Genomic DNA, 17,212 nt, shown 5'->3' with positions numbered 1-17,212 from the left:
AGTCATCGGGCAATAATGGCGGGAGTATAGCCTGAATGGCCGTTTTAACCAATTCAGATTTTATTTAAGGTAAAAAAAAGCACCTTTAATAAAGGTGCAAAGGGGAAGATGTAAAATAAGGGTTTACAGGGGCGAACATTAAAATTGTTAGCGCTATTTACTAGTCATTTTAAAAGCTTATGCCGCTTGTAACTCGGCTAAACTTTGACGTTTATAGGTTAGCCAAGCTTTGTGATACATCTTGTGTGATGCTTGACGTAGCTTAACGATTTGCATGAGTTCAAGTTCACTTACGGATCGGTGTTGTAATTGAGCTTGTAATTCAATTTGTTGAATTTGCTCGTATACATGATGTTCTGGACCACTTTTAATCTCTGCAATTTTGTTAAGGTGTAATTGAACTTCAGCAACCATTTGGCTTTGAGGTAGCTTAACAAGTAGGTTTAAATCGCGATATCCTGACGCTTTAGGGTTAGCGAATCGGTTTTTGATTTGTACGACTTCAGCTTGTGCCACAATGGCTTTATAAGCATTCATCAAGCTGCCAACATCATCAGCTACAATGGTCGCTCTTGCTATATCGGTTAAGTAACTTGCATCACCGTCAAATTTCATCGCTACCTTCTGTTGTGCTCTTTGGTAGCTTTTGATTTCTGGGATAATCGTGAAAGCATGGTTTTGCTCGCTAATATAAGTGACTAAATCTGTTAACTCAGATTGAGCGTAAGGTGCGCGTTCAAATAAAGTATCTAACTCATGAGTGAATTGCTGAGGAGCGCCACCGTGGGATTCCTGTAAAGCCAATAGGCTTTCGAGATCATTACTGACGACTTGTCTAAAGTCGTAGACGGGTTTAACAGGCTTAGTGTCGACTTCAACGGCAATGGCATTGCGTGTTGTCAGCATTATTAAAAAGATAAAAAAGGTTTTAAAAATTCTACTCATCCAGAAGGCACCTTTACTCAATATCTGTGTTTATTTTATGCATCTAGATTAACGTATGTTAGCTGAATCAATCCTGAATATAGATCGTGTTTTTAGTTTGTTTGTGAGGGTTTTTAAGCAAAAAATTAAATGTGTGCTGAGGTTATGATTGTGATTGTGGATATGACTATTTTCATGACTAAAATGAGCAATATTGTGGCAAATAAAAAGGGCATCTAACGATGCCCTTCAAGTTACATTTTTATTGATTCACTAAAGAATCAAACAAAAGAGTGACTACCAGATTTTTACGCGTTTTTCAGGTGCGATGTACATTTTGTCACCCTCTTTAACGTCATAAGTGCTGTAAAACTCAGGCATGTTTGACAGTGCGCCTAATGCTCGGAAGTGGCCTGGTGAATGTGGATCAGTTGCTACGCGGTTACGCATTGCTTCTTCTTTCATTTTCACGCGCCAGATTTGAGTGAAGCCCATAAAGAAGCGTTCATCACCTGTTAAGCCATCAATGACCGGAGCTTCTTCACCGTTAAGTGACATTTTGTAAGCTTTATAAGCGATAGTCACACCTGATAAATCACCGATGTTTTCGCCTAGAGTCAGTTCACCATTGACGTTTAAGTCATCATATACCTGATAACCATCATACTGAGTAATCAGTGCATTACCTTTTTTGGTAAATGCTTTTAAATCAGCTTCAGTCCACCAGTCACGCATGTTACCTTCGCCATCAAACTTAGCACCTTGGTCATCAAAACCATGGCCCATTTCATGCCCAATAACTGCACCAATACCGCCGTAGTTTACCGCGTCGTCAGCAGCCATGTTGAAAAATGGTGGTTGCAAAATTGCTGCAGGGAACACGATTTCATTCATGGTTGGGTTGTAATAAGCATTAACTGTTTGTGGCGTCATGTGCCACTCACCTTTATCGATAGCACTACCTAACTTAGCAACATCTTTATTGTGGCTTTCAACGCTTGCACGTTGAGCATTGCCCACTAAATCATCACCTTTAATAGTTAGTTTGCTGTAATCTTTCCATTTATCAGGGTAACCGATTTTTGGATTGAACTTAGCTAATTTGTCTTTTGCTGCAACTTTAGTATCTGCACTCATCCAATCTAATGAATCAATACTGATACCGTATGCGCCACGTAGATTTTCAACTAAACCGCTCATGCGATCTTTTGCTGCCGAAGTGAAGTGACGTTTAACGTAAACTTTACCAACAACTTCACCGAGTGTGCCGCTGACAGTATTGACACCACGTTTCCAGCGAGGCTCTTGTTCTTCTTGGCCATTTAAGGTTTTAGAGAAAAAGGCAAAGTTTTCTAAATCAAGTTCTTCAGAAAGGTTACTTGCTGCACCGGTGAGCACTTGCCAAGTCATGTAGGCTTTCCAAGTATCTAAGTCATTTGCACCAATAACATCACTTAAGCCACTAACAAAGCTAGGTTGGTTAATGATGATATCTTGTTGGGCAGCAACACCTAAAGTAGCAAGGTACTGAGTCCAGTCGATGTTCGGTGCAAGTTCAGCTAAATCTTTTACCATAAACTTATTATAAGTTTTGGTGCTATCACGGGTTTCAACCACATCCCAATGCTTCTCTGCAATGGCTGTTTCAAGGGCTAAAATTGATTCAGCAGAGGCTTTTCCGTTTGGCAGACCCGCTAAGGTAAACATTTTCTCGATATGTTCAACGTAGGCTTTACGGATATTAACGAAGCGTTCGCCTTCGTTAAAGTAATAATCTTTTTCTGGCAGGCTTAAACCATATTGCCAAATGTGTGTGGCATAACGGGTAGAGTCTTTAGCATCAACATTGATGTAAAAAGCCAGTGGCGTGCCGTAACCATTTACTTGGCTTTGAGCAAAGTAATTAGTTAAATCAGCTTTTGAAGATAATGCTGCAATGTTGGCAAATTCACCTTGGATTGGCGTTACACCTAATTTATTGAGTGTTTCAACATCCATAAATGCACGATAAAGATCAGCAACTTTTTGCTCGTCAGTACCCGGTTTTAGGGTTGGCATTGCCGCCACTTCTTCGATAATCGCTTTTACATCATCACGGGCATTTTCACGTAAGTCATAAAATGCGCCAATATTAGTACGGTCGCCAGGAATGACCGCTGTCTTTAACCATGCGCCATTGACGTATTCGTAAAAATCATCTTGTGGGCGAACTGACTTATCAATGTTTTGAAAATCGATACCAGATGTGAGCGCAGTCTGAACTGCTGCAGCTGTGGCTGTTTTAGTGGTGTTTTGAACTTCATTACTGCAAGCACTAAGGCCGGCAATAAGAGAGGCACAAAGACCTCCAATAACGAACTTGTTCATGTTGTTTCCTTTGCATTGAATAGTTAAGCCCTTCACTGGGCTTTTTTATCGAGCTATTTATCGAGCTATTATTTTTCACTGCCTGAAGACAGATTTTTATGTGATAAACATGTTAAGTCTTAAAGGGGGCGGTTAACAAGAGCTACAGTGCGGCTTTTAGTGATAAATATGACAAATATTGACGGTGTTATGTAACTAAAAATTACCAAGTTGTTTCAACATTGATTTATCGATTTCTATTTCAATGTCAAACGCTCATAATAGCGACCAATTCGTTTTTCATTTTGGTTTTATATATGCGTTTAGACAAATTTATCTGCGAGAGTACTGAGCTGACTCGTTCATTGGCAAAAAGAGTGATTAAGTCAGGTAAATTGACTTGTAATGGTGACGTCGTTAAAGACGCAAGCTATAAAGTGCAAGACGATACCGTCGTCTGTATTGATGGCAGCCAAATCAAGATCGTTGGCGATCGCTATATCATGATGCACAAACCCGTTGATACTATTTGCTCAACTATCGATGAAGAATATCAGTCGGTATTAGAATTAATGGACATTGAAAAAGTAGATACCTTGCACATTGCTGGGCGCCTAGATGTTGACACAACAGGACTCGTGCTGATTACCAGCGATGGTCAATGGTCTCATCGAGTGACTTCGCCTAAGAAAGATTGCGGTAAGCGTTACTTAGTTGAGTTAGCTGCATCACTTGACCCATCTCTTGTAGCAACCTTTGCCGAAGGGATTCAATTAAAAAGTGAAGATGGCTTAACTAAGCCTGCATTGTTAGAAATCATTGATGAAAACCATGCTCGACTGACAATCAGTGAAGGCAAATATCATCAAGTGAAGCGCATGTTTGCTGCTGTGGGTAACCGCGTAGTGAACTTACATCGTGAGGCCGTCGGTGAAATTGAACTTGATGCTGATTTAGAAGAAGGTGAATGGCGTTTCTTAACTGCTGAAGAAGTGGCTACTATCTAGTTTTTAAAGCTTCATTTTAGTGAACTTTCTTTTTAGAAGCGTTCAAATTTAAGCAGCCATCAGGCTGCTTTTTTATAACTGCTTTTTGTGCCTGATTGAGTGGTGCGTTTATTCAGGCACCTAATTTAAGTCCAAAAAAAGAGCCTTCTTTGCAGAAGGCTCGAACACTAGTTTTGGAACGCGATATTAGTGTAGTTTACGACGACGATTAGCGCCTAATGCTCCTAGTAATATCAGACTTAAGATCCCCATGCTACCACCAGAACTTTCTTTCTTTGGTGGTTCAACAACTGGCGGCGCTAAAGGTTCTTCACCATCAGAGCTAACCGTTAGCATGAAGCTACTGCTCGCTTGGTCTGACGGGTAGGCCATGTCATGAACAGTTACTGTAACTTCTGTGGTACCGTGCCAATCAGCATCTGGTGTAATTGAGAATGATTCGCCAGTAACTTCAGCGGTAATATTCTCACCTGACACCATCATGCCATTTGCAGTCCCTTTAACTTCGTTATACATCACAGTTAAGCCTTCAGCAGTGGTGTTTTCTTTCAAGTGTTTCTCTATTGAGCAATTATAATAGGTGGCAGTCCAGTACACTGCACGATTTTTAATAACAATTTGACTGTCAATGAACTCCATTGGGTTAAAAAGGGCCTTCGTTGAAGAAGGCCCATGAATTAGCTACAAACTATTTAGTGGTGCTTGTTACGACGATGACCTACACCAAACGCGCTGAGTAACAGTAAGCTTAGTATTCCTGTACTACCGCCACTGTCACTCTCGGTTTTTGGCGGCTCAACATTGTTTGCCTTAATCTGTAATGTGAACGAGTCAGTTGACACAGCAAGTCCGTCGGAAATTGACAGCGCAATAACGAGTTGTGAATCAGCCGCTGATGCGGGAGGTGTTCCTTCGAACATTAATGATTCACTGTTGAAGCTGAGCCATGCAGGTAACCCAGACACAGTCACCGTAAGGGCATCACTTTCGTTATCAACCACAACCATCGTGCTTTGGTACAGTGAATCAACCTTAGCTGTGCTGCTAGGGAAGTCGCTGATATACGGTGCGGTGTTATTGCCAAAGATACCCGCAGTGAAACTGACTTGACCATTAACAAGACCATCACGATCGTTGACGCCACCATCGGTAACCGTTAACAGGACACAATTTGCATCTTGCACTAGGTCTGCTTGGTATTGTGAATCCTGTAGCGAATTACAATTAGCCGTAGTCGAAGACATCATTAAATCAGTGTCTGTTTGGACAAATTCAGCCCAATAATTATCATTATTCAAGAGGTGCAGTGCAGCATCTCGCTCAATCGGTAATTGCAGCGGTACGACAATTTTAGCGACTGAAATGTCCAACGCAGCTTGGTTTATCTGAATATCAACCACGTTGCCATAAGGATGCCATTCGCCATTATCAATCATTAAATGCTCATTGATAATAGATGCTGGCACACTCGCCTGTTGTGCTTCAAGGCTATAATTACCTAGCATCAATATGGCACCATCATGGGTTGCAATATAGCCGTTATTCGCCATGGCAGAACCGACCGGTATGATGTTGGTGATAGCGTTTGCATCTAGGTAGTCAACAATGCCATCACGATCAGTATCGCTAATGCCTTCAATGCTATCCATCACTCCGTCATTATCACTGTCAGTATTTGCATCTAATACCGGCGTCGTGGCTTTAAAAAAGAACGACCAAGGTAAAGAAGCGATTAAACTTCCATCATAGCTATCTGTGATGTTGAATAGCATTTGATGCATGCCTGCATCGATACTGGCAGGATCGATGACTAATTGATTCGAATCGTTAATGTTAGCAACAACCGTATCGCTCTGTGTTTCTATCAAATAACGTTCAAGATCAATATTATTAAATAGCAGCACAATAGGATCATTTTGCTGATAGGCAAATCTTGATACTTGATTACCTTGCTGTAATTGAATGGCAGGGTTTAACTGGTCTGATGCATCAATTAATTTAATTACTGCTAGGTTGTTTGTGGGATCAATTTCGGCATTCTCTGGGTTTTGCAGAGAAGCTTCAATGTTGTCACTCGTTTCTACTTCCTCATCAATATGCGCGCGTCCAATTACGATCTGTTTTAACGTATCCTCATCAAATCTAATTCGACGGGTGGTTAAATCATGGTCGTTCATATCAGAGCTGCCTTCAATAACCAAGTCAACAATGACAGGCCAATATGGTGCGTTGCCATTTAAATCAATGTCGATCTGAATCGGATCACCTTCTGCCACCATAGTCGGTGCGTGAATCGATATCATTGGGATCACATTGACAGTTTGATCTTTAGTGGACACATTGCCACTTAAATCAATCGCGGTCCAAGTGACAATACTTTGCCCTATCGGAAAAGGGTTTTCCATTGATGCGGTTGGAATAATGACACCATCTTTACCATCATAAACCCAAATGTTACCTAGATTGACCTCAGTAAACTCACCCGTTGAAACGACTTCAATAATCTCTTCTAAGGTGATCATTGGGCCAATGTCATCTTTAGTTGGGTCAAGGCCTGCTAGGATTTCATCCCGGTTATTCATACCGTCGTTGTCAAAATCTTCTAACGCATCGCTTGGATCGAATGGATCAAATCCCCAAAAAATTTCTTGCTCATTAGTGATCCCATCGCCATCAATGTCAGGATCACTGTTATCGCCAATACCGTCATTATCAGTATCGTGCCACTCGTTGGGATCGAGTGGGAATGCATCATCTTCATCCGCAACACCGTCATTGTCATCATCGGGATCGGCATTATTACCAATACCATCACCATCGGTATCTCGTTGTTCGTTAGGATCTAATGGGAATGCATCTTTAACGTCGACGACACCGTCACCGTCATTGTCTTTATCGATGTTATTACCGATCCCATCATTATCGGTATCTTGCCATTCTGTCGGGTTTAACGGTAATGCATCGTCTGTATCGTTCACACCATCATTGTCATCATCGAGATCTTTATTGTTACCAATACCATCAGCATCGGTATCTAACCATTCAGTGGGGTCGGTTGGAAATGCATCACTATTATCGCCAGTTCCATCACCATCAGTATCTGTGGTTTCTAAATGGTTATATGGGAAAGCATCAAGTGAATTTATAACACCGTCACCGTCAATATCTTCATCGGCTGCATTCGGTATGCCATCATTATCGGCGTCACGCCTGTTACCAACATTGCTGCCTAAATTAAAATCTGCAGTATTGAGGATAATTTCATTGCCTAACGCATTGTATGCTCGCAGTTTTAGTTGGGCGATATGCTGACCTTCGATTAAGGGCAATGGCACCATTAAGTCAGTGGCATCCTTCCCAGTAGAAAGAGAGGTAAATTCATTATTATCAATACTGATTGATAGGTCATACCAAACAAGTTCTGTACCTTCACCACCATTGAGAGATAACTGAAGCTGCGCACGGCTCTGGCTGACCTCTTGCTCTAGTCTCTCCCCATTTTTAATCAAAAATGTTTCAATATTGGGCGCGGCACCGGTATCACCAAACAGGTATGATAATTCAAGCTGGTTAATCGCATTTGCATTGATAGGCATGCTGTAATGAATACTTTTTGCATCACAACGGTTGCTAAAGTTAAATAGCGTGACCATATTCTCGGTGCTATGTACGGATTCATTACCACAGCGTAAATCAGCACTGATTCTATCCTCCAAGGTATGGCCTGAGTACAAACTATCTTTAAGGATGATTAATTCTTCACCATCAGTTGACGTTAATGTAAATCGACCTTCATCATTTAAACTTGCATGGGGTGTCCACTGAACAGAGTCTCTAGAAAATATTAGGGTTTCGTTGTCATCTCTTTGTTGAGTGAGGCGGTATAAGGGCGTGTCATTAACCCGGTCTTGATATAATTTAATGTCATTATCAACATTCACTTCAATCCAAGGTGTAGTGACCAACTTGGTATGTTGAAATGCCCAAGAATCAAAGTTATGACCAATATCGAATTTTAGCAGTGAAGGGTTTTGACTTACTCCTGTCGTCATCCAATACGTGTTTATCTGTGTATCTTTCTCGTTGTTGTAAGTAAAGAAAGTGGGGTTAAGTTGATCTGAACTTAATGTGTCATCACCATAACTTTTACCTCCCATATGGAGTGCTAGCTGGACTGATCTATCCTGATAATCCTGGTCGATATTCAGTGGTAAAAACTGCATATTGTTTTGATCAAGCACAATATGTTGATCTTGAGTAAAGTCAGTAAATGAATGATTCAATGCGTAAACGGAAAAACCATTATTGATATCGTTAGCGGTGACTAACCCTTCAAAAGAGACGTTGTCACCGGACTCAATCCCTACGATGGTATAAGTTTCTAAATCAAACAGTTCCTTTGCTTCTGTCAGGTAACGTACCTTGCCAGATTTGCCATCTAGTATGCTAAATCGTTCCGCTCGTAACATATACGAGCCAGCTTGTAGTTCGGTACCGTCTTTTTCGAAAATATTAGAAAAAGAAAATTTCCAACCTTTTTTATTAACAATATCAAGTGTAGTTTGCTTCGATAACTCGACATTTTTAAAAATAGTAATGAGATTACCATCATCTTGATCGTAATTTTTTACCACTACATCATAGGTGTCTTTAGGGGCCTTAAAGCGGACAGTGTTATCTACAGTACCAAAAGAAGATTTTGAAAAGTCAAACACGATCCCAGTTTCTTGGGACGTCATTTGTACATTAAAAGCTGTAAAGTCTTCTGACCAAAAAGCTATCGTGGTTTGATTGTCGATATAGATATTAATTTTGTAGCTTTGGTCGTCGACAATCAATTCTGCCTTGGCGACAAATTGGGAGATATTGCTACCAAGGGTTTTTAGTAAACTGGTGTCGACTTCTGCGGTGATCGTTAATTCACTATTTCCGTCAGCGGCAAGTACGCCCTTAGCCGGAGTAGTGAGTGTGACGCCTTCAGGGACTGATAAGACATTGAAGGAATAATTTTGCTCTGCTTGAGAAATATTTTGAATATTGATCGATGAGGTTTTTTGCCAAATTTTAGTCTCTTCTTCGCTGTTAAAATAAATCGATGTATCAGAAAGCTTAATATTTGGTGCTGCTAAATGGGTTAAGGAAAGTCGACCTGCTCCTTGATTATAATTTGGTTCGCCAATATCAATCGCTTTTGCCATTAATAACGCTTTAATTTCAAGCGGGGTTGCATCCGGCATTTTCTGTTTCAATAATGCTGCTGCACCAGCAACATGGGGGGAGGCCATGGATGTACCGCTTAAGTGTTTATAATCATCTTTATAGGTAGAATATATGTCACTGCCAGGCGCTAAAATATCGGGCTTATTGATGAAGCCTGTTTTTAATGGTCCACGAGAACTAAAATAGGACAGGTTATCATTTTTGTCTGTAGAGCCTACGGTGATGGCATGCTCGGCAATGCCTGGAGACCCTACAGTGTAATTCGCTTCACCATCATTTCCCGCCGCGACAACGGCGATGACACCTGCCAAAACTGCATTGTTGACCGCATCTGCCATTGGATTTTCATCACCAACAGGACCGCCTAAACTGAGATTGATAACATCTAATTTGTCATCGGTTGTCACGTCACCATCAGGATTTAGTGCCCATTCGATACCGGCAATAATACTTTCAAAACTGCCACTGCCATTATCTGACAGCACCTTAATCGCGTATAGGTCAGCATCGGGTGCGACACCTTTAATGTTACCGTTCCCTGCGATGATACCGGCAACATGGGTTCCATGACCGTTGCCGTCGAGCACACTGTCAATATCAGAGGTGGTATTAATGCCCGCTTTAACTTTACAGAATTCACCTATACAGCCACCTAGATCTGGGTGGAGATAGTTAATCCCAGTATCTATTACACCGACTCTGATACCTTTGCCTGTCACTTTTATGCCATTGGTATCAAGCGTATCCCACAAATTAGCGGCATCAATTAGCGGCACAGTGTCGTCTAGTAATGTGTGCACAGTGCCATTTAATGAGACCGACTTTACATTTGGCAGTTTAAGTAACTGTTCACGATACTGGAACTTAGTGGTCAAACTGATTGCGTTAAGCGCATGTGAGAACTGACTGCGAACAGTGATAGGGATTTGCTTGGTTTTTAGTGATTGAATTGCGTTAACTTGTTGCGAATTTATCTGGTTGAGCTGTTGTATTGATGATATCTGGTAAGCATGCATTCCCACTCTTTGGGGCATCATTCTACTTAGTGGTTTTTCATTAAATTGGACAATAAAGGTAACATCATCATTGTCTGAATATTGACTGGGAGCGACAGTAGTTGGATTGGGGATATGCTTAATTTGATTTGTTTCAGTTGCCATCATGGGTTGTGAAATCAAACCCGTTAGCACTGCAATGCCGATAAAGGGGTACTTCATAACAGTATCCTTAATTTTAGTTATTTTTTATTAGGATATAGAGAGTCAGGGAAAGCTTAATGTTGAATACGATTAACTGAGACATAGTGATGTAATGGAGAAAAGTAGGCCCGAAGGCCTACTTAAATTTCATTAACACTTAATCATCAAGATTAGTGTTGCTTGCGACGACGTCCAGCAAGTAGACCCATTAAGCCTATTGCTAAGAAACCTAAGCTACCACCTGAATCATTTGAATCATCTTCAACTTCTTCATCTGGTATCACAGGTGTTGGTGGAGTCGGTTCAACACCATCAGAAGTCACCGTCAACATAAAGCTGCTTGATACCATATCGTTGCTATTCTCAGCATCGCTTACGGTAACAGTAACCATAGTACTGCCATGCCAATCGCTATCAGGCATGATGTCGACCATTGAACCAGAAGTGTGACTGCTTACCATTGCAGTGATGTTGTCACCACTCACACTAATGACTTTTTCAGTACTAGTGGTCGTGCTATAGACAACAGCTAGGTCAGATAGCTTGGTATTTTCTTCGATTGTTACATCGTTGTATTGACCAAGTTTAATGTTGCCATTAACCATTACACTGTGGGTGATAGCGTTAGTTGAAGCATTGTCATAATCACTGCTGATAACGACATCCATATTGCTTCCGGCTGCGTTGTTATTAACAACAGCACTGAACTTAACTTTAACCGCTGATTGCTCAGGTCCTTGGTAGTTACCACACACCATTGATAATTCAGATACTTTATCAAGTACGTTATCAAAGGCAAATGTGTCAGCTAACCAACCTTCGTTTGGTGCCCAAGGGTTACGGAAACCATGGTAACCACGGGTACCGATAGCACCTTTGCTGTTCAATGACTCATCTAGTTGCTTATAGGCAAAGATGATCTCATTCTTACCAGGGTCAAAGTCAGGTTCAACGGCATAGATGGCTTGGAAAGTATAGCTACCACTCACACCCGTCCACCAATCATTGACTTCCATACCACTCCACTGGAACAGTAGTTCTTTATCTGTTCTAGCGACATAAACACCGCTAAACGCACCTGTCAGCATGTTAAAGCCTGGAGTGATACGACCATCGCCATGCCAAAGTGGCGCGACCATAGTATCTGGGAAGCCTAAGTTCTCCATTGGGGCGTGTCCCCAGTTTTGGTAAGGCATTTGATCGAACGCTATGTAACCAGCAGGGCTGATCTGCATTAGACCATCCCAATCTTTACCATAGTGATTGATCTTGTCAAAACCAAGTTGCCAGATATTGACCTTTAATGAGTCCCAAGCACCACCTTCAATCGCTGTTGGGAACATGATTTGTCCCAAGTCCATGAAGTTGTCGACGAAATCTGTATCTTCATAAGGTTGGCGACATAATGGATCAGTCTCATTGGTTGTCCACACATATGCACGTGGTGTATAAGCTGATGTTGGTTGAACACCTTCGATAGTTAAGTTGTTACCATCAATGGTTGCCATATCTGCATAGATGCTTTCAATTTCAACACTGCCTTTCACCAATGTAAGCCCTTCAGGTAACATTGCTTTGAGGCTAAAGTTGCGATCAGCTTCCATCATGTTTGGCGCAGCTTCCATGTAGAAGTCGATGATATCGCCTTCTTTAGCTGTATCTTGACTGGCTTCAAGAATCAAATCTGATCCTTTAGTTTCAAGACGAAGTCCCATCATGCCAATGTCAGTTTCGTTGGCATCATTACGACCCATTTCAACCGCGGCATAATACACATCACCTTCTTCAGCTGTAGGGATGTCCCAAGCTAAGTTCAGGCGGTATGGATCTGCACCATTAGCTTCACCAACGATTTCAGCAGTTAACTCACCACTCATTTCATTTGGGATAATCGCTAACGAGCTCGTGATACCAAGTGGCGCATCTTTGCCCGCAGGGTAGTTAGGGTCAAATAGAGTGTAGTTACCGACTAGTGCCCAGTACTCACCTGGTGTTGGATTCTCTACTGAACAGAAGTCACGAGCATAGCTGAATGAGAAACAGATTGTTTCGTCAAACCATTGTACTCGGCCATCACCGTTCGCATCGAAACCAATATCAATCGCAGTATCGTGCGCTGTTGTGTTGCCTTCGATATTAACCACTTCGAATACAAAACGTTTAGTCCCTTCTGGGATAGTGAAGTTAACTTGCTCAATACCTGGGTCATTTTCAATCCCTTCAGGTGTTCCTACACCTAACGAATATGGCACTAAGCTATGGAACTGTTGCTGACCTTTCACTAATCCACTGACCTTGACTGAACCAGCTTGTTTAGTGACCATTTCAGGGGTCATCACAACATTTTTAGTGCGGTGCATATCTATGGAAAGGTCATTCGGTAAGCCATCGCCATTAAAACCAATACGCATTGGCAATGTTTGTACTGGCTTCATCGTATCTTGTGGGCTAATAGTGACATGACCCTCAAATTCGACATCTTCAATTCCACCGTAAACGTTTCCAATATCTGATGCGCTGGCAGTGAATAGTACCGTTTGAACTTGGCCTTTTTGTAAGGTGAAGCTAGATGGATTGGCTGCAAGTGTTAAAAGAGGCAGACCTTCAACAACATGCTCTTCCATCTCAACATTCCATGTACCATTTTCAGTGGCGCGGAATGTTCTTACAAAGCTACAATTAAACTCGCATTCGGTGCCAAATAAGTACGGGGTATTAAGTGATGATACATCACCACCATTGTTTGGGTTCGCCGCGCGGTAGTTGTCAGCAGTTTCGTCCATGATTAGCGTGGCCATTGAGGCCGCTTTCACATTAACGATACCACTACCAAAATCATTAAAACCTGCGGCAACCATATCACCCCATTGGCCAGTGATTGTGCCGGTGTTATTTGCTGTCATCATTAACGCAGATTCGATTTCAGCAGGAGTCCACTCAGGGTTAAGTTGCTTTAACAATGCCATTGAACCTGCAACATGAGGTCCTGCCATTGAAGTGCCTGACATCATGGTGTAGTCAGAAGTAAACGGTGAAGTGGTAAAAGGTTGCTCATCGGCGAAGGCTGCATAGATATCAACACCCGGAGCACCAATTTTGGGCGCCATTGAATCAGGTGTTGTTATGCTAGGACCACGTGATGAAAAGTCTGCGACAAAATCGCCTTCACCCATAGCTGTGCTAATACTTGAAGCATTGATGCTCGCCATATGATCGCTGCCTGTCGCCAACCAGCTGGTTAATTGCTGACCAGGCCAGCTTGCGATAAGCATTCCAGGAATCGCATATGGATCATTGGGTTCAGAATAACCATATGGAGCATCTTGGGTGTAATCGGCATTGTATAAAACAAATGCACCCGCACCACCGGCTTGTACGTTAATTGCTTTTTCTAAACGGGCAATGTCACCACGCTTACAAACTACAATTTGGTCAGATGTAAATGTGCCAATCTCAAAAGGTGTATTACAGCTTTCATCGCCATAGGCTGAGGCGAGTACGATATTACCAGTAAAGGCTTCAGTATAACCGGCACCGATAAGATCACTTGGTGGTGAAGTGTCACCGCCAGATAAGCTTTCTAAACGTTTTTCTGAGAACTCAATAGTACGACCATGTGTAGTTGCAGCGACACTGGTTATCCAAGGTGCTACGTGGTCGATATAGCTATAGCCTGAGTTACCCGCTGATGCAGCAACGACGATACCGGCTTCACGTGCAGAAAGGAATGCCATTTCTAATGCGCTTTCCCATGGGTTACTTTCGCCGCCACCAATAGAGAAGTTAATGACATCTACTTGGTCTACGATTGCATCTTCAACTGCACTGACTAAGGCTTCACCTGGGCAACCTGTATATTGGTCGCTCGGTTGCCACTCATCACCAAATGAGCCATCACCTGGATAACAAACTTGATAGGCAATAATGTTTGCACGCGGTGCAACACCAGACATGTGTGGGAAAGTTAGCTCAGTGTCAAATCCGTCATTCATTTCACCGAACTGGTTAAACTGATATGGGACATCAAACAGTTCATTACCAGCAACAGTTGATGCTGTGTGTGAACCATGCCCTTGATAATCTTCGCCATTTTCAGGACGTTTAGGGTCTACTTTAGCCCCATACCAATCGCCTTGAAAAACAGGATCAGAATAAGAATCTGTGATCACAGGGTAAGAGCGAACGCCGATGAGCTTATCGTTACACATGCTAACGAATTCTTCTTTTTCACAATCGCCGTAGAATTGACCTCGAGGATTGTTATGCGCATAACCGTCACCAGCTACTGCTGCAAAAGAAGGGTGATCAGAGTTAATACCAGTATCTAAAATACCAACGACAATGCCTTCACCTTTATTGGCGATAGATTGTGTATTGGGGACCCAAATTTCATCAGCTTTAATATGCTTTGGGCCAACATCAGTATTCAATTTGTAATTGATTGAACGTTGAATATTTTTGATACCCGCCAATTGTGATACCCGAGAAGCTTGTTCTTGGGACATCTTCATGGTTGCACCGTTAAGGGCAAACTTAAATGTGCGGTTCACTTTTACGTCACCGCCTACAATGGCACTAACGTGTGAAATTTGTTGGGCTTGTTGCTGTTCTAGATAATTAACATAGCTTTTAACTTCATGACTATTAACATCAATTTTGTATGAATGGTTTGTAGCTAGGCTTGAAGGTACTTTTGATAGACTACGAATATTTGTCGCTGCTAAACCAGAGATATTACCATTGTATGTCGCCACTGAATTATCGTTGAATTCGATAATATAGGTATGCACACCACTTATATCCGCTTCCCATTTAAATGGAACTTTCTTTGCGGCGGCTCTGTGAGTGTTGGCTTGGCTTGCTGTTGCAGGTTTAGTTTGACCGGGATTAAATCGATCCGCTCTGACTTTACTTGCTTCACTATCGGCAATCATTTGTGGGGTGATGATGATTTCTTTAATGAAATCTGGCTTTTCCAGTGGTGGGGAGCTCATTGCATTATTTGCAACCCCAGCACCTGCACCAGCGGCATAAATAGCCGCAATGGTCATCATGCTAATTTTTTTAAGTTTCATAGTAAACCTTCCGTTTAATTATTATTAGAACAGGTCTAGCGCAATCCTGTTGAAGGCATTGTTGACTTGATGGACTGTAACCTTCCAATAACTTTGAGCTATGGCTATATGCGCTGCAGGCATTTTAAGGGCTAGAAATTCTTGCTGTTAAATTATTAAACTTGATAGTGTTTGTACTACTTTATATATATAAATTAGTGTATTAGTTTTTTTTTAGGAGGGAGGGTACCGAATGTTAATGCTGGGTTATCAATGTTGCTACCTGGTTATTAGTGTTCTTTATGATACAAAGCGACACACAATACTCACACTGAAAGCATTGATTACTTTCTTACATTTGTTAAGGTCGTTTTATATTAGAAACCATTAATTATAATTTTTTTTTGAGTTTTTTTGAGGTCTTAATCTGTAAAGGAACGAGTAATGGAGCTAAGGCAAATTAAGCATTTTGTGTTACTTGCAGAAGTTAAACATTTTAATAAAGCGGCCAATATTCTTAATATAACTCAACCATCTTTATCGAAAAGTATCCAACGGTTGGAGTCTCTCATCGGCGGGAAATTACTAAATCGTAATGCGAAGTCAGTAACTGTGACGGCTTTAGGTTTGGTAATGCTAAAGCATGGACAAAAAATCTTAAGGGAATTTGAAAGGCTTGAGCAAGAAGTGACTCAGTTTCATGGTTTTGATGATAGAGATTTAAAGATTGGAGCGAGCCCTATACCCTCAAACAGTTTAGTTGGACCGATTGTTGGGCAATTTTTACGTGATTTTCCTGACATGAGCATAGAGCTGAAAGTGGCTGGGTGGGATGTACTATATCAGCAGCTTACTTTTGGTGAAATTGATTTTTTTGTGGCAGAAACTAAGGCGACAGAGCTTGAGAGTAATAACTTAATTACCATGACGGAGTTACCGCCTTTTAAAGTCATCTTTTGTTGTCGTCCAGATCATCCATTAACTGAATTATCGCGATTATATATACCTTCATTTAGGGATTATCCGTTAGCCATCCCTCGACATTTGCCTGATTCAATTGCAACGGGGTTTGAAGATTTGTTCGAAGTTCAACGCAGTGACTTTTCTGGTTTGGTACGTTTTGAACAATTTCATCCGATCAATGAATCAATTATAAGCGGTGATTTGATTGCATTAACACCAGAAATTGCGGTCAGAAATCAAATTGAAAAAGGCGAGATGGTGGAACTAGTGCCTTATATTATGCCATCTATTTATGCCAGTTTTAGTGTGGTGTCACTTAAAGAAAAATCACAAACGCCAGCAGCAAAAGCCTTTATTGAATTTTTGATAACTCGGGCAACAGCTGTCAAATTATCCTTAGCAGAAGAAAAACAAACAGCTTAGTGAATCAAGTGGGTGGGTGAATTAAAAAAGGCCTTCAAATGAAGACCTTTTTAGGGAGATATTTAGCGAGAGTAAT

7 protein-coding genes are annotated in these 17,212 nt (G+C 41.4%); 2 read left to right on the top strand and 5 right to left on the bottom strand.

Annotated elements, in window-relative coordinates:
- Positions 1-177 precede the first annotated feature (177 nt).
- Together FPK91_RS09310 and FPK91_RS09305 are read right to left on the bottom strand one after the other, a co-directional pair.
- Positions 178-945: a nucleotidyltransferase family protein gene (locus tag FPK91_RS09310; RefSeq protein WP_144210739.1), complete on the bottom strand. Its 768-nt coding sequence runs from the start codon at positions 943-945 to the stop codon at positions 178-180.
- A 276-nt stretch (positions 946-1,221) separates the two neighbouring features.
- Entirely contained in the window at positions 1,222-3,291 is a 2,070-nt protein-coding gene (locus tag FPK91_RS09305) for a M13 family metallopeptidase (protein ID WP_144210737.1), read from the bottom strand.
- A 296-nt stretch (positions 3,292-3,587) separates the two neighbouring features.
- Here FPK91_RS09305 and rsuA point away from each other — a divergent pair, with 296 nt between their 5' ends.
- Positions 3,588-4,277 (top strand): 16S rRNA pseudouridine(516) synthase RsuA, encoded by a 690-nt coding sequence (gene rsuA, locus FPK91_RS09300; protein WP_144210735.1) that lies wholly within the window; start codon positions 3,588-3,590, stop codon positions 4,275-4,277.
- Between the two features lie 186 nt (positions 4,278-4,463).
- Here rsuA and FPK91_RS09295 read toward each other — a convergent pair whose 3' ends face one another.
- The 3 genes from FPK91_RS09295 to FPK91_RS09285 form a co-directional block, all read right to left on the bottom strand.
- Positions 4,464-4,829 carry a GlyGly-CTERM sorting domain-containing protein gene (locus FPK91_RS09295; protein ID WP_158638075.1) on the bottom strand — a complete coding sequence of 122 codons (366 nt, stop codon included), beginning with the start codon at positions 4,827-4,829 and terminating at the stop codon, positions 4,464-4,466.
- Between the two features lie 140 nt (positions 4,830-4,969).
- Positions 4,970-10,714, bottom strand: a complete 5,745-nt coding sequence (locus FPK91_RS09290; RefSeq protein WP_144210731.1) for a S8 family peptidase — start codon at positions 10,712-10,714, stop codon at positions 4,970-4,972.
- A 152-nt stretch (positions 10,715-10,866) separates the two neighbouring features.
- Positions 10,867-15,771: a S8 family serine peptidase gene (locus FPK91_RS09285; protein ID WP_144210729.1), complete on the bottom strand. Its 4,905-nt coding sequence runs from the start codon at positions 15,769-15,771 to the stop codon at positions 10,867-10,869.
- 423 nt (positions 15,772-16,194) lie between these two features.
- On the opposite strand from FPK91_RS09285, the gene FPK91_RS09280 reads away from it, so the two are divergent.
- On the top strand, positions 16,195-17,136 hold the full coding sequence (locus tag FPK91_RS09280; protein WP_144210727.1) for a LysR family transcriptional regulator: 942 nt from the start codon (positions 16,195-16,197) through the stop codon (positions 17,134-17,136).
- Positions 17,137-17,212 lie beyond the last annotated feature (76 nt).

It is taken from the genome of Shewanella donghaensis, assembly GCF_007567505.1.
Lineage (GTDB): Bacteria > Pseudomonadota > Gammaproteobacteria > Enterobacterales > Shewanellaceae > Shewanella > Shewanella donghaensis.
The sequence above is the reverse complement of the archived record's forward strand: the minus strand, read 5'-3'. Positions and strand labels throughout refer to the sequence as shown.

Coding starts and splice junctions, on each gene's coding strand:
- FPK91_RS09310 (WP_144210739.1), bottom strand. CDS start 945: ATGAGTAGAATTTTTAAAACCTTTTTTATCTTTTTAATAATGCTGACA.
- FPK91_RS09305 (WP_144210737.1), bottom strand. CDS start 3,291: ATGAACAAGTTCGTTATTGGAGGTCTTTGTGCCTCTCTTATTGCCGGC.
- rsuA (WP_144210735.1), top strand. CDS start 3,588: ATGCGTTTAGACAAATTTATCTGCGAGAGTACTGAGCTGACTCGTTCA.
- FPK91_RS09290 (WP_144210731.1), bottom strand. CDS start 10,714: ATGAAGTACCCCTTTATCGGCATTGCAGTGCTAACGGGTTTGATTTCA.
- FPK91_RS09285 (WP_144210729.1), bottom strand. CDS start 15,771: ATGAAACTTAAAAAAATTAGCATGATGACCATTGCGGCTATTTATGCC.
- FPK91_RS09280 (WP_144210727.1), top strand. CDS start 16,195: ATGGAGCTAAGGCAAATTAAGCATTTTGTGTTACTTGCAGAAGTTAAA.